Origin of the sequence: Enterobacter sp. BWH52, assembly GCF_001037565.1 — a bacterium.
GTDB classification, from domain to species: domain Bacteria; phylum Pseudomonadota; class Gammaproteobacteria; order Enterobacterales; family Enterobacteriaceae; genus Enterobacter; species Enterobacter hormaechei_C.
The window spans coordinates 2,618,735-2,632,526 of record NZ_KQ089854.1 but is presented as its reverse complement, the minus strand read 5'-3'; the positions used below and the strand labels follow the sequence as shown (position 1 = coordinate 2,632,526).

Here is a 13,792-nt window from a genome sequence, read left to right as displayed (position 1 = left end):
AGCTACTCCGCCTCTTCCTCCATCGGCCTTACGCCGACTTTGCGCACCGCATTATCTTCTTTCTCGGCTACCGTCCAGATCATCCCGGCAAACTCCACCTGGTCACCGACGACCGGCGCAGCCCCTAATAATTGCTGAATAATTTCACCCAGTGTTTGCTGGTTATCGCGATTCTCCAGTCCACCTTCCAGGCCATAAATCAGCGCCACATCCGCAAAGCGGGCGCTGGCTTCGAGGATAAAATCGCCGAAGAAACGCTGGTCCAGCGCCACCGGGGGCGACTGGCTGAACAGCTTGCCGAGGGCAGGCAGGTCGCGCTCGCGGCCAATCACGCAGAGAATATCGTTCTCACGCAGCCGCGTGCTGCCGGTCGGGTGAAGCAGGGCGTTATCCCGGAACAGGGCGGCAATGCGCGTTTCAGCGGGCATATGCAGATCGCGCAGGGACGCGCCCACGCACCACTTATCGGAGCTTAGCTGGTAGACAAACTGTTCCCAGGGATTCTCAGGGTGAATATCTAGCCCCACGCGGGAGACCGGCCAGCCAATGGGCGGTACCACCACTTTGGCTTTTTTCGCCGCCCAGCCCAGCGACGTCCCCTGGAACAGCAGCGACACCAGCACCACGAAGAAGGCGACGTTAAAGAACAGGCGGGCGTTGTCCAGCCCGGCCATCATCGGGAACACTGCCAGAATAATCGGCACCGCGCCGCGCAGACCCACCCAACTGATAAATATCCGCTCACGCAGGTTAAACCCGCGGAACGGTAGCAGCCCGGCAAACACCGACAGCGGACGGGCGAAGAAGATCATCCAGGCCGACAAAAGCAGCGCCGGTACGGCGATAGGCAGCAGGTCCGACGGCGTCACCAGCAGGCCCAGCACCAGGAACATGGCAATCTGCGCCAGCCAGGCCAGACCGTCGAAGTTCTGCAAAATGGCGTGACGGTTGCGAATCGGTCGGTTGCCCAACAGGAAACCGCAAAGGTAAACCGCCAGAATACCGCTGCCGTCCAGCGCGGTGGTGACGGCAAAGATCAGGATCCCGCCGCTCAGGGCCAGCAGCGGGTAAAGGCCGGAAGGCAGCGTAATACGGTTGATCGTCTGCTGTAACAGGTAACCGCCGCCGAGACCAATGATAATCCCCAGGCCAAACTGCTGGAGGATGTGCCAGGCGAACATCCAGCTCAGGCCGGTTTCGTGCTGCTGGATCATCTCAATCAGAGTGATGGTCAGGAACACCGCCATCGGATCGTTACTGCCGGATTCAATCTCCAGCGTGGAGCCAACACGTTCGTTCAGCCCCTTGCCGCCGAGCAGCGAGAAAACCGCTGCCGCATCGGTCGAGCCGACGATCGCGCCAATCAGCAGGCCTTCCATAATATCGAGGTTAAACAGCCAGGCCGCCATCATACCGGTCAGGCCGGAGGTGATCAGGACGCCGACGGTCGCCAGAGACAGCGCCGGGCCTAAGGCAACGCGAAACGAACTTGCCTGGGTGCGCATACCGCCGTCCAGCAGGATGACCGCCAGCGCGAGGTTACTCACCATATAGGCGAAAGGGTAATTATCGAAGGGGATACCGCCGATTCCGTCGACTCCCGCCAGCATGCCGATAGCCAGGAAAATGACAAGAATAGGTATGCCAAGGCGCGATGAAAATGAACTTAATAAAATGCTGAAGGTTACCAGGATGGAACCCAGAATGAAAAGACTGATTATCGCTGTGGCACCCAATGTCGTCTTACTCCCACCTCAATGTGAACGCTGTTATTAAAACCCTAACATATTAACAACGGTAACAGCGTTTTATTGAGGGGGAATAACGGCTTTTTTATGCCTTTAAGACCGGATGACCGCTGATTGTTAACCGACTGCCTGAATTATCGTGTACAAGGTGCGCCCGGACACCCAGCGGCAGCGTAACGGTTTGCTGCTCATGGCCGAAATCCAGGCCGGCGATCACCGGGATATCCAGGCGGGAACGAATGAAATCAATCATCGTTTCCAGGGAATAGCCTGCATCGTAATCGTTGGGGGCTGAACCGCTAAAACTGCCCAGCACAATGGCCGACTGCCGATCCAGGATCCCGGCGTGATACAGCTGCAACAGCATGCGTTCGACACGGAACGGGTGTTCATTGATATCTTCCAGCACCAGTATGCCATCCGTGATCTGCGGCAGCCACGGCGTACCAATTAGCGACACCAGCATCGCGAGGTTGCCGCCCCACAGCTGTCCTTCACATTCCCAGTGCGGTCCATTGCCTTGCCACTCGATGGTGAACGTCGGGTTTTGCAGGGCGCGCCAGAAATGGTCCTGCGTAAACGCATCCAGCTCCGGCGCGCCAAAGTTACCGGCCAGCATCGGGCCGCTAAAGGTAATGACGTTATGCAACGCCAGCAGGCCGAGCTGGATCGCCGTGAAATCGCTGTGTCCGCAGATTAACAGCGGATCCTGCTGCTGGCGCGCGGCCAGCCCGGCCCAGTCGATGCTCTCCAGCAGCCGGCTTGCGCCATAGCCGCCGCGCACGGCCAGCACAATGGTGTTTTCACCTTCCAGCGTCGCCAGGCTGTTGATATCGCTCAGTCTCTGCGCCTCCGTACCGGCAAAACGCTGCATGCGGCGGGGGATAATTGTCTGATTTTCTACCTGATGGCCCATTTCCAGCAGGCGTTGAACGCCCCGCTGTGCCGCCTCCTGATTGATGCAGTAGCCTGACGGTGCGATGAGATGAAACTGAGGCATGGCAATTCCTTGCTGAATGAGAATCTAATTGTCTATATCATGCCGCTTATACGCCGCCTGCTTCAAGGGGCGACGTACCGCGATGACCGGCTATAAGGATAGATGACGTGAAATTGAGATGGTTTGCTTTTTTGATTGTGCTGCTCGCTGGCTGTAGTTCAAAACATGATTATCAAAATCCCCCCTGGAACCCTGAAGTGCCGGTAAAGCGGGCCATGCAGTGGATGCCGATCAGCGAACAAGCCGGAAAGGCCTGGGGCGTGAGCCCGCGTCTGATCACGGCGATCATTGCCGTGGAGTCCGGCGGCAACCCGACGCTGGTGAGTAAATCGAATGCGGTGGGGCTGATGCAGTTAAAAGCCTCGACGGCGGGAAGAGAGGTCTATCGCTACATGGGCTGGAAGGGACAGCCATCCACCAGCGAGCTGAAAAACCCGGAGCGTAATATCTCTATGGGAACCGCTTACCTGAGCATTCTCGAGCATGGCATTCTGAAGGGGATTGACGATCCGGAAGTGATGCAATATGCACTGGTGGTGTCGTACGTTAACGGAGCCGGCGCGCTGCTCCGAACCTTCTCATCCGATCGCAAAGAGGCGATAGAAGAGATTAACGATATGGATAAAGATGAATTCTTCGAGCACGTTGTGAAGAATCATCCGTCAGCACAGGCTCCACGTTATATCTGGAAAGTCCAGAAAGCGATGGACGCTATGTAACGCCTTTGTCGGGCGGCAGCACGCTGCCCGACGCCTATCAGCGCACTTTATTCGCGCGTTCCCGCGCTTCACGCTCCAGTGAGAAGATGATGCGCTGTAGTTCGCGTTCGGCGCCTGGCCCGACATTCAGAAAGCGAAAGCTCAGTCGCGGCGTGGTAATGGTTTCGTTTTTGCCGTCCACCACCTTGCGCTCGCTGATGGCAATCAGCTGGGCGTCAAACCAGAAGCGTCCCCATCCGCCCATATCCAGCTCAATCTGACTAAAACGCATACCTTCCACCAGCCCTTCCGGCTTCGGCGTATCCATTAACGCGCCCATCCCGCCCAGTGACAGGTCGAAGAGACGAAAGCGAATCTCTTTTTTGTCCGGCATTTTTGCCTTACAGAAATAGGCCGGGTGAAGCGGAGCGCTGATGCGAAAAAACTCCCGGCGTTGCACGAACCAGAGGTTAGCGGGCAGGGGAGCGATAAACGCAGGCAAACCCTGGTACGCGATCGTGGTCAGACGAGGCAGCACAAACTCGACTTTCGCCCCCTGCGTTTCGGCCATCACCGAGAGATTCTCTGCCTGTAGCGCGGCACGGTTTTCATCGCTCTGGCTACCCAGATCGACGATCAGGTGCTCTGCCGTCACGTCCAGGATCTTGCTGATAAACTGGCTGGTTGACCAGTTGATGCGCAGCGGCACCTCGCCTTTTTTCAGGTCGCGTAACACCCCTAATACAGCCAGCGGATTTTGTTTCAGGAACTGCTCACTGTAGCTACTCACGCCAGATGGCTCCTCGATAGATGACAGACTGTCTCTGGGTTATCGGCACGCGGGCATGAAACTTAATACAAACGATCTGTTTTTCTCCGCCGATATTGATTTGCTAATGGAAATGATAATAATTGCCGTTCCCAATACCATCTAATAACAAGACGACACTATGAGCACTTCACGTTTTGCGTTATGCGCGTTGGCAGGCGCCGTCACGCTGGCATTGCAAACACAGGCTTTCGCAGAAGAATCCACCATCGTGGTGACAGGCACAGAGCAGGGCAGCGCGCTTCCTGCCTGGACCAACAGCGCCACGAAATCAGCCGTCGCGGAAAGTAAAACGCCGCAGGTGATCAACACCATTGCCGCTAAAGAGATTGAGCAGCGGCACGCCAGTTCGGTAAACGAGATCCTGCGCTATGCGCCGGGCGTTTCCACGGAGGTGCGCGGGAGCACCTCTTACATGAGCGAGTACAAAATCCGCGGGTTCAACGTCGATCAGGAGTTCTACAACGGCCTGCAACTTCCCTATAACGTCACCGGGAACACCAAAGCGCGAATCGATCCGCTGCTGATTGAGAGCGTCGATATCCTGAAGGGGCCGTCATCCGTGCTGTATGGCGGCGGCTCACCGGGCGGGCTGGTCAATATTCAGAGTAAAAAGCCGCAGAAAGAGGCGAAAACGGAACTGGGCTTTAATACCGGAAACCGCAATCTGAAGGAGGGATACCTGGACTCCACGGGGCAGATCGCGAACAGCGACTGGAACTATCGCCTGCTGGGCAAAGCGACGGAAAGTGACGAACAGGCGCACACCACGCGCTATGAAAACTATCTGGTGGCCCCCTCCCTGACCTGGCAGCCTGATGACAAAACGCGCCTGACCATTGACGCGCTGGCGCAAAATACGCCGAGCCTGACGCCGTCTGATCCGATGCCGCTAAGCTATCTGCGGTCTAAATACGCCGATCGTCGTGACTATGCCGGGGATGAGTGGAGCGGCTTTAAGCAGCGCCAGTGGATGCTGGGATACAGCTTTGAGCATGAGTTTGACAGTGGCTGGGGCTTTAACCAGAAAGCGCGCTACTTTGACGTGGACACCCACCAGCGCAGCGCCTATTCCACCGGGACGGGCAGCGAGGTCTACCAGCTTAACCGCTTCGCCTATACCACGGATGAAGATTTGCAGAGCTTCAATATTGATAACCAGGTCACCCGAACCGTCGCGCTGGGGGACTGGAAACATCATCTGCTGGCGGGCTTTGACTACCAGAAGCTGAACTCTCACTTCCATTATCGTTACGCCTCATCCACCCCGGGTATCGATATGCGTCATCCGGATCACTCGCAGATCGATAACGATGCGCTGGGGCTTGAAACCGCGCAGAAAAACCGACTCAGCTATCAGCAGAATGGCTATTACCTCCAGGATCAGATTGCGTTTGGCGGGCTGAACGTGCTGGCCAGCCTGCGCTATGACGACTACCGTTCCGTCACCACTAACTATCTGCAAAACGGTGACAAAGCCTGGGTATCGCAGGATCGCCTCACCAAACGACTGGGCGCGCTTTATGCCTTCGACAATGGACTCTCGCCGTTTATCAGCTATTCAGAAGGGTTCGCCCCAGTATCGCCGCAGGGCACGCTGACCGCGAAAGACGTTAAGCCCACCACCAGCAAGCAGGTGGAGGGTGGGGTGAAATACCTGCTGGCGGAATACGCAACCACCTTCACCGCCTCGGTGTTTAACATTCGTCAGAAAAATGTGGTGACCAGCGATCCGGGCTTCCTCAACTATCGCCAGACCGGGGAAGTGGAATCGAAAGGCGCGGAGCTTTCCGCTATGAGTCGTCCAACGGATAACCTGACGCTGATTGCCAACTATGCCTACACCCACGCCATCAATACCGAAGATGACAAGTACCAGGGCAAACGACCGACGCAGGTCCCTGAGAACGCCTTTAATCTGTGGGGCGATTACACCTTCGACAGCACGCCGCTGAGAGGGGTAACGCTGGGGGGAGGCGCACGCTACACCGGGCCGATGGAGATCTCGCCAGCCAACGACGCAGGCAAGCTGGGCGGTACGACGCAGTACGATCTGGCGGCATCTTACCGCATGGGTGAACTGGCGCCATCGCTGGAGGGGCTGACGCTGAAAGCGAGCGCGCAGAACGTCACCAACAAAGAGACGCTCACCTGCTATGACGCGACCAACTGCTGGATAGGCCGCGACCGCACCTTCCAGGTCGGGGCGAGTTACAGCTTCTGAAAAAAGCCCGGTGGCGCTAGCGGGTCACTTTATTGCACGGAACCTGACCCTCGCCCCTTTGGGGAGAGGGTCAGGGTGAGGGGCGCTACTGCGCCGCCTGTTTCGCAGGTGCAACATCATCGTTTGCCGCAGGCTGATTCTCCGGTACGGTGTCGCATGGCTTCTCTTTCGGGCAGACCATGTCCAGCATCCTGAGCGTCACGCCGTTACTCCAGCCGAAACCGTCCTGCAACGGATACTCACCGCCGCCACCGCCGGTACCGGTCGAAGAGACATCGTACTTCTCAACCAGTTTCTTCTCGCGATCGTAGGTATGCTGAACGTTTTTCAGGAAACGCCAGGTCACGTCCATCGCCACTTTCTGCTGACCATAGTTCTGCAACCCTTCCACCGCTACCCACTGCAACGGCGCCCAGCCGTTCGGCGCATCCCACTGCTGCCCGCTGTTGATGGTGGTGGTAGAAATACCGCCCGGTTTCAGCAGGCGCGACGATGCGGCTGCGGCCACTTTATCGGCGCGATCCTGTGATGCGGCCTTCACATACAGCGGGAAGAGGGCCGCGGCAGTCAGCTGATTACGCACCTTCCTGGTTTTCAGATCGTAATCCGCATACCAGCCCTCTTTATCGTTCCACAGGTGGCTCTCTATGGCTTTCTGACGCGCGGAGGCCAGCGCGTCATATTTACTTGCGCTGGCGGTATCCCCGTCTTCCTGGCTGGCACGGGCCAGCAGTTTTTCCATCTTAAACATCAGCGCATTCAGATCCACCGGCACGATGCTGGTGGTGCGGATGGTATCCAGCTTCTGAGGATCGTCCATCCAGCGGGAGCTGAAATCCCAGCCCGAGGCCGCGGCAGAGCGCAGATCGCGATAGATCTCGGTGGCCGGACGGTTAGGGTTATTTTTGGCGGTGGTGACGTCATCCAGCCACGACTCAGGGCGCGGCGTGTCCCGATCGTCCCAGTAGCGGTTGAGGATCGCGCCGTCATCCAGCTTCACCACGCGTTTGTTCGCCTGACCAGGCTGGAGCCCATCAGCCCCCTCCATCCAGTAGGCATACTCTTTTTCCATCTGCGGACGGTATTTCTTTAACGCGTCGCTGTCATGCGTGGCCAGCAATTCCACCATCAGCGAGAAGAACGGCGGCTGAGAGCGGCTCAGGTAGTAGGTGCGGTTACCGTTAGGGATATGGCCCCAGGTATCAAGCTCGTAAGCGAAGTTGTCCACCATGTCGCCGATCTTATCCCAGTGGCCGCTCTCGGCCAGCCCCAGCATGGTGAAATAGCTGTCCCAGTAATAGACTTCGCGGAAGCGTCCTCCCGGCACGACATAGGGTTTTGGCAGAGGCAGGAGGGAGTCCCATTTGTTCGCTTTGTCGGTGGTGCGGGTCAGAACAGGCCACAGATCGTCTATGTGTTCGCGCAGGCTCTGGCCCTCAGGGGGAACATATTTCTCACCCTCCTTCGGCAGGATAAAGTTCATCTCCACGAAGTGGCGCAGGTCAAAACCGGACTGGGTATGCTGCATCCGGTAATCCGCCAGGATCATTAGCGGGTCGCTTTTGGGAACGGCATCCGCGAAGGTTTTCTGATCCGGGAACAGTTTGGCGCTCTGTACGTCATTAAAGAGGGGGCCAAGAAGAATATCAGGTGAGCTTTGCTGGCTCGTTGGCTGGTCTTCAGCATAACCAAATGCGGTAACACCGAGTAGTGCGCCTGCCAACGCAAGGGGTAAAAAAGCGGGGCGTCGTGCGCGAGGTCTTATCATCGGTTCGTCTCCTGTCTTCACTGAGCAGCGTGACCGCTGTTGTCAATTACCTGAAAACCTTAGACGAATATCGTTAACTTCGCGTGTTGAATATCCCATTTTTCACATAACCAGATAATTCGGGTGCGCTTTCACAACACCGGGGGTGGATTACTTAATTTTTAACCACCTCACAGAAAGGCCGGGTAAGCTTCAAGCCACCCGGCTTAAGCCCTACAACCCTTTTTTATCCATAAGCACCGCCAGATCCACCAGACGGTTCGAGAAGCCCCATTCGTTGTCATACCACGACAGGATCTTCACCATATTCCCGCCAATCACCAGCGTTGAAAGCCCGTCGATGATCGATGAGCGCGGGTCGCCCTGATAATCACGGGAGACCAGCGGTTCATCGCTGTAGCCCAGGATGCCTTTCAGCGGCCCGCTGACGGCGGCCTGACGGAACGCGTCATTCACCTCTTCGGCGGTCACGTTGCGGCTCAGCGTCACCGTCAGATCGACAATCGACACCACCGGAACCGGTACGCGCAGGGAATATCCGGTGAGTTTGCCGTCAAGTTCGGGGATCACTTTCCCGAGCGCTTTTGCCGCGCCGCTGGAGTAAGGCACAATGGATAATGCTGCCGCGCGCGCGCCGCGCAGATCTTTTTCCGGCTGGTCATGCAGCGCCTGGCTGTTGGTGTAGGCATGCGTGGTGTTCATCAGCCCGTGTTCAATGCCAAATTGCTGGTGCAGCACCTGCGCCGCTGGCGCCAGACCATTAGTGGTGCAACTCCCGTTGCTGACTACAAAATGCTGGGCCGGATCGTACAGCGTGTGGTTCACGCCCATTACCACCGTCAGATCATCATTTTTAGCCGGGGCGGAAATAATGACGCGTTTTGCGCCGCCGCTCGTGATATGCACCGCTGCTTTTTCACGTTCGGTGAAGAAGCCGGTGGCTTCGATTACCACCTCAACGCCCGCGTCTTTCCACGCAATGTTTGCCGGGTCGCGTTCACTGAATACGGTGATGCGTTGCCCGTCAACCTGTAGCGCGCCGTCCGCCGCTTCAACGGGCACCGGCAGCGTGCCGAGCAGAGAGTCATATTTCAGCAGATGGGCGAGGGTTCTACTGTCCGTCAGATCGTTAATGGCCACAATCTGGAGATCCGGGTTGCCCAGCGCCGCGCGAAGAACATTACGTCCGATACGGCCGAAACCGTTAATACCGACCTTAACCATGATGCACTCCTTATCTGTGTTGTCTGGAGTGACTTTAGGCGTCAGGTCGGATGGCGTAAATGACAAAAAAGGATCAGATTACGCCATTCTGCGGCAGTGGAAGCGCTGGCGATATTCGCCCGGCGTGAGATGAAGCTGCTTTTCAAAAACGCGGCGCAGGTTGATGCTGGTCCCAAACCCGCTTTTTTCGGCAATGACCTCAAGCGGATACGAGGTCTGCTCCAGAAGCTGTCGTGCGGCGGCCAGGCGCGCTTCGGTGACATAACGGGCCGGAGGTACACCGACGTCACGCGTGAACACGCGGGTGAAATTGCGCGGACTCATGGCGACCCGTTCGGCCAGCCTTTCGACGCACAAATCTGCGGTGAGGTTTTGCAGGATCCAGCTTTGCAGTTCGCTAACCGGTCCGGTCGCGCCGGACTGCTCCAGTTTATAGCGGCTGAACTGTAGCTGGCCGCCAGGCCGACGCAGGTACATCACCATATCCTGCGCCACGTTGCGGGCGAGGGTGAAGCCGTAATCATCCTCCACCAGCGCCAGCGTCAGATCAAACCCGGAACTGACGCCGCCGGACGTCCAGACGGGGCCATCCTGAACATAGAGCGGGCCGCCCTCAACGTTGACCGCAGGATAGCGGGTTTTCAGAGTTTCCAGCAGCCGCCAGTGGGTCGTCGCCCGGCGCCCATCGAGCAGTCCGGCCTGTGCCAGCAGCAGGGCCCCGCCGCAGACAGAGGCGACGCGGCGCGCATGCGGCGCGGCCAGGTGCAGCCAGTCCACCACCGCGGTGCTTTCCTGTTCATTCATGCCACGACCGGTAATGATGATCGTATCCAGCGGCTCGCGCGGATCCAGCTCCGGCAGGCGATAGTCCGCCAGCAGGTTTAAGCCGGACTGGCCGTGGATCACCAGGTGAGGCTGGGTGGTGGCGATAATGATGCAGTAGCGGGGCTGCGCCAGGCCGTCCGGGTGCAGCCGGTTGGCCTGCATCAGAATGTCGGCGATACCGGCAGCCTCAAACAACATGCCACCGTCAGGTACGATAATCAGGATCTTCTTCATGTCCTGAAAAGTACCTTTATCACAAAATAAGTCAAGCGGCAGACAAACACCGTCGCAGAGACAAATGAGGCGTGCCGGGTGAAAGCGTGGAACGGCAGATGTTGGAAAGAAGTAAAAGAAATATGTAGTAACGGTAAAACTTTTTGCGTTAGGTTTACTGTTACTGCCGCTGAAACCCCCAGTTTATGGGCTGCAATGAAGTGTTCTGAACAATAAGAGAACAAAAAGATGTAGCCATGCTTAATTATTAAGGCTCAAAAAATAACCTCGGAGGATAATTTCGGCTAGGTTATTTCGGATCGCGAAATTAAATCCCTGCCATTTTCTTCACCGTCATTTGTTAATGCGGGACGCTCGCACCCAATAAAAGTTATCTTCCAGATGCAACAATGAAAATATCCCAGATATATCCCACAGCGCACAGAAAAAATGAAATTCTACTAATTATGGTAGTGGCGATAATAAGGGGTTACGTTAATGATAGTGGTTCTCTTTTGCCTTTTTAGCCATTAATTTTCATACAGTTACGCTAGAAATTCGTCTAAGAAAAAGACGATTTCAGCTAAGTGCGCATTTTTTATGAGATTAATCCTATAATGCATTGGGCGTATCATTAAACGCCATTAAGCAGGCAAGAAATATTGAATTGATGACAAGCTCATGTAAACTTGTCTACCGTTTGTCAAAATATGTCAGGAGCATGCTGGGCCCATTTCTGTTGGGTTCGTGCGGTAGCTATGCCTTAAAATAGTTACCTGCTGAAAATATCCCGACTATTTTAACAATAGCACCTAAGTCAAATTTTATCCCCCTCTCTTCATCCTCTAAATATCGCTACGGAAAAGCATATGAAACTGCGTGTATTGTTATCACTTCTGTTTGTTATGGCGGTGGCGGGCTGTAAGGCGCCGCAAAAACCAGCGATCACCGATGATACGATTGTGACCAGCCAGGTGAATGGCATCACGCTGACGCACCGTCACGCTGTTACCCCTCCGGCGGAGTTCACTCAAGTGAATGAACCGTATCGTGCCATGTACCCGGCATCCCTGATGAGCCGTCCTGACTACGGTGGAAAAGTGATCCGTACGCTTGAGACCGGCAAAACTTACGTCGTGCTGGGGCAGGTTGAACATTTCTGGATGGCGCTGGCCGATGAAGGGAGTGAACAGCTGATTGGTTATGTGCCGATGCGTGCCGTGATCAAGGCTGACCAGTACGAAGCCACCGTGCGTAAACAGGCACTGCGCCCGAAAGCGCGTAAGAAAACCACCTGTGTTGATGTCGATGGCAACAGCAAAGCCTGCAAAGACAGCGCGAACGGTACCTGGATCCTGAACTAAACGGGTTTCACGAGCATATTTTTATGAATAATAAAAATTTTCATCGGATGTGGTTCCCTTTTTTTGCGTTGATTTTCGCGCTGATCGGTGGTTGTACGTCGTCTTCACACAGCGACCCCTCCCGCTACAATCTTCAGTTTCAGGCTCATCCTCAAATCAATGATTCTGCGCCGCTTAAGGTCAGAGTGTTGCTGCTGAAATCCGATGCGGATTTCATGTCCAGTGACTTCTACTCCTTACAGAACAACGCGTCAGCCACGCTTGGCGCGAATCTGCTGAACAGCGATGTGTTCTTCCTGATGCCGGGCCAGCTTTCGAAAACCCTGAGCGGGCAAAGCTCACCGGAAGCGCGTTATATCGGCGTGATGGCGGAATACCAGGCGCTGGACGGCAAAAAATGGCGCGTCTCACTTCCTTTGCCTGTTCCCGGCGAAAACGCGATTTACCAGTTCTGGAAATGGTCCGCAGATGAACTCCAGGCCAGCGTCTTCCTTGACGTAAATGGTATCCGGGTCATCAGCCAGTAACGCCCTTCATAACAGGAAAGAGATCATCATGACGAAAGCAGAAAAGGTCGTCTGGACCGAGGGCATGTTCCTGCGTCCCCACCATTTTCAGCGGACAGAAAGTTACCTCCTCAACCACGTTCGTGAGTGGGGGGCCTTGCAGCGTTCGTATCTCTGGGGCTTTCTCGACCTTGAGCTGGATGAAGCGATGCTTCGCCAGGGCTGTATTGCCCTCAGCTACTGTAGCGGTTTGCTGCCTGACGGCACCTTTTTCCAGGTGCGCAGCGACCGCAACGGTCCGGCTCCGCTAAAAATCCCCGATAATCTCACCAATGAAAAGGTGGTGCTTGCGCTGCCGGTTCGTCGCGGTGGCCGTGAAGAGGTGATTTTCAGCGAGGAGCAGTCTTCTCTGGCGCGTTTTATTACCTTTGAACAAGAGGTGGAAGACGACAACGCGATGTCGGTCGGGGAGGCGACGGTTCAGTTTGGCCGCCTGCGTCTGACCCTGATGCTGGAGAAAGATCTGACGGCAGAATGGACCGCCATCGGCGTGGCGTACGTCGCTGAAAAGCGCAACGACAACCACGTGCGGCTGGATAACAGCTACATCCCGCCAATGCTGAACGCCAATAACAGCCCGCAGCTGTACGGCATGATCAATGACCTGCACGGCTTGCTGGTGCAGCGTAGCCAGCAGATCGGCGGCCGCCTGCGTCAGCCGGGGCGTTTCAATACGTCTGAGATGGTTGAGTTCACGCTTCTCTCGCTGATCAACCGCCACCTTGGCGATGTCTCACATTTAAAAACGCTGCCGCTGCTTCATCCGGAAGCGCTCTGGCGCAGCTGGCTGCCGTTTGCCACGGAGCTCGCCACCTGGACGCCGCAGCGTACCGCAGAGAGCATACTGCCGGTATACGACCATGACGATCTCGCCGTTTGCTTCAGCAAACTGATGCTGATGCTGCGTCAGGGACTGTCGCTGGTGATGGAAGATCATGCCATCCAGCTGCCGCTGCACGAACGCTCCCACGGTCTGAACATCGCCACCGTGCCGGAGACCAGCATGGTCCGCGAATTTGGCTTCGTGCTGGCGGTAAAAGCCAATGTCCCCGGCGAACACTTGCAAACCCATTTTCCTGCCCAGATGAAGGTTGCGCCAGTCTCGAAAATCCGCGATCTGGTTCAGCTTCAGCTGCCGGGCATCATGCTTCGGGCAATGCCCGTCGCGCCGCCGCAGATCCCGTGGCATGCAGGCTACAGCTATTTCGAACTCGAAAGGGGCAGCGAACTGTGGCACGAGATGGACAAGTCCGGGGCATTCGCGCTGCATCTCGCAGGGGAATTCCCGGGTCTCGATATGGAGTTCTGGGCCATCCGTAGCCCGACAGAATAA

Annotated in this window: 10 protein-coding genes and 2 pseudogenes; 6 read left to right on the top strand and 6 right to left on the bottom strand. The window is 56.2% G+C overall.

The annotated features are described in order from the left end of the window. Positions 1-11 precede the first annotated feature (11 nt). Positions 12-116, top strand: a pseudogene (locus tag SK47_RS24340) (hypothetical protein); the annotation flags it as partial. Here the strand turns inward: SK47_RS24340 and SK47_RS12390 are convergent. Further along, positions 69-1,736: pseudogene (locus SK47_RS12390) on the bottom strand (potassium/proton antiporter); the annotation flags it as partial. The pseudogenes SK47_RS24340 and SK47_RS12390 sit on opposite strands and share 48 nt — an antisense overlap. A 97-nt stretch (positions 1,737-1,833) precedes the next feature. After that, positions 1,834-2,748, bottom strand: a complete 915-nt coding sequence (gene ldcA / locus SK47_RS12385) for a muramoyltetrapeptide carboxypeptidase (RefSeq protein WP_045332140.1) — start codon at positions 2,746-2,748, stop codon at positions 1,834-1,836. 107 nt (positions 2,749-2,855) lie between these two features. Between ldcA and emtA the strand changes: the two genes are divergently transcribed. After that, entirely contained in the window at positions 2,856-3,467 is a 612-nt protein-coding gene (gene emtA / locus SK47_RS12380) for a membrane-bound lytic murein transglycosylase EmtA (protein ID WP_017384310.1), read from the top strand. A gap of 37 nt (positions 3,468-3,504) precedes the next feature. Here emtA and SK47_RS12375 read toward each other — a convergent pair whose 3' ends face one another. Further along, entirely contained in the window at positions 3,505-4,236 is a 732-nt protein-coding gene (locus SK47_RS12375; protein ID WP_023314318.1) for a flagellar brake protein YcgR, read from the bottom strand. A 160-nt stretch (positions 4,237-4,396) separates the two neighbouring features. On the opposite strand from SK47_RS12375, the gene SK47_RS12370 reads away from it, so the two are divergent. Continuing rightward, the gene (locus tag SK47_RS12370; RefSeq protein WP_048244335.1) at positions 4,397-6,499 is read left to right on the top strand and encodes a TonB-dependent siderophore receptor; all 2,103 of its coding nucleotides are present in this window, start codon (positions 4,397-4,399) and stop codon (positions 6,497-6,499) included. 85 nt (positions 6,500-6,584) lie between these two features. Here the strand turns inward: SK47_RS12370 and SK47_RS12365 are convergent, their stop codons facing one another. The 3 genes from SK47_RS12365 to SK47_RS12355 all read right to left on the bottom strand — a co-directional run bounded on the left by SK47_RS12365 (position 6,585) and on the right by SK47_RS12355 (position 10,550). Then, positions 6,585-8,267 carry an alpha,alpha-trehalase gene (locus SK47_RS12365; RefSeq protein ID WP_045332135.1) on the bottom strand — a complete coding sequence of 561 codons (1,683 nt, stop codon included), beginning with the start codon at positions 8,265-8,267 and terminating at the stop codon, positions 6,585-6,587. Between the two features lie 213 nt (positions 8,268-8,480). After that, entirely contained in the window at positions 8,481-9,491 is a 1,011-nt protein-coding gene (gene gap / locus SK47_RS12360) for a type I glyceraldehyde-3-phosphate dehydrogenase (protein WP_023314315.1), read from the bottom strand. A gap of 78 nt (positions 9,492-9,569) precedes the next feature. Next, the gene (locus SK47_RS12355) at positions 9,570-10,550 is read right to left on the bottom strand and encodes a GlxA family transcriptional regulator (protein ID WP_023314314.1); all 981 of its coding nucleotides are present in this window, start codon (positions 10,548-10,550) and stop codon (positions 9,570-9,572) included. A gap of 848 nt (positions 10,551-11,398) precedes the next feature. Here SK47_RS12355 and SK47_RS12350 point away from each other — a divergent pair. Genes SK47_RS12350 through tssK form a run of 3 tightly spaced genes read left to right on the top strand, consistent with a single transcriptional unit; the run spans position 11,399 to position 13,792 of the window. Then, the gene (locus SK47_RS12350; RefSeq protein WP_006810964.1) at positions 11,399-11,893 is read left to right on the top strand and encodes a hypothetical protein; all 495 of its coding nucleotides are present in this window, start codon (positions 11,399-11,401) and stop codon (positions 11,891-11,893) included. 23 nt (positions 11,894-11,916) lie between these two features. Beyond that, the gene (gene tssJ / locus SK47_RS12345; RefSeq protein WP_015570327.1) at positions 11,917-12,420 is read left to right on the top strand and encodes a type VI secretion system lipoprotein TssJ; all 504 of its coding nucleotides are present in this window, start codon (positions 11,917-11,919) and stop codon (positions 12,418-12,420) included. 28 nt (positions 12,421-12,448) lie between these two features. Then, the gene (tssK, locus tag SK47_RS12340; RefSeq protein ID WP_022651416.1) at positions 12,449-13,792 is read left to right on the top strand and encodes a type VI secretion system baseplate subunit TssK; all 1,344 of its coding nucleotides are present in this window, start codon (positions 12,449-12,451) and stop codon (positions 13,790-13,792) included.

Bases quoted from the DNA above. Each gene is read 5' to 3' on its own strand.
- tssJ (WP_015570327.1), top strand. From the start codon at position 11,917: ATGAATAATAAAAATTTTCATCGGATGTGGTTCCCTTTTTTTGCGTTG.
- SK47_RS12365 (WP_045332135.1), bottom strand. From the start codon at position 8,267: ATGATAAGACCTCGCGCACGACGCCCCGCTTTTTTACCCCTTGCGTTG.
- SK47_RS12370 (WP_048244335.1), top strand. From the start codon at position 4,397: ATGAGCACTTCACGTTTTGCGTTATGCGCGTTGGCAGGCGCCGTCACG.
- SK47_RS12355 (WP_023314314.1), bottom strand. From the start codon at position 10,550: ATGAAGAAGATCCTGATTATCGTACCTGACGGTGGCATGTTGTTTGAG.
- ldcA (WP_045332140.1), bottom strand. From the start codon at position 2,748: ATGCCTCAGTTTCATCTCATCGCACCGTCAGGCTACTGCATCAATCAG.
- SK47_RS12350 (WP_006810964.1), top strand. From the start codon at position 11,399: ATGAAACTGCGTGTATTGTTATCACTTCTGTTTGTTATGGCGGTGGCG.
- tssK (WP_022651416.1), top strand. From the start codon at position 12,449: ATGACGAAAGCAGAAAAGGTCGTCTGGACCGAGGGCATGTTCCTGCGT.
- gap (WP_023314315.1), bottom strand. From the start codon at position 9,491: ATGGTTAAGGTCGGTATTAACGGTTTCGGCCGTATCGGACGTAATGTT.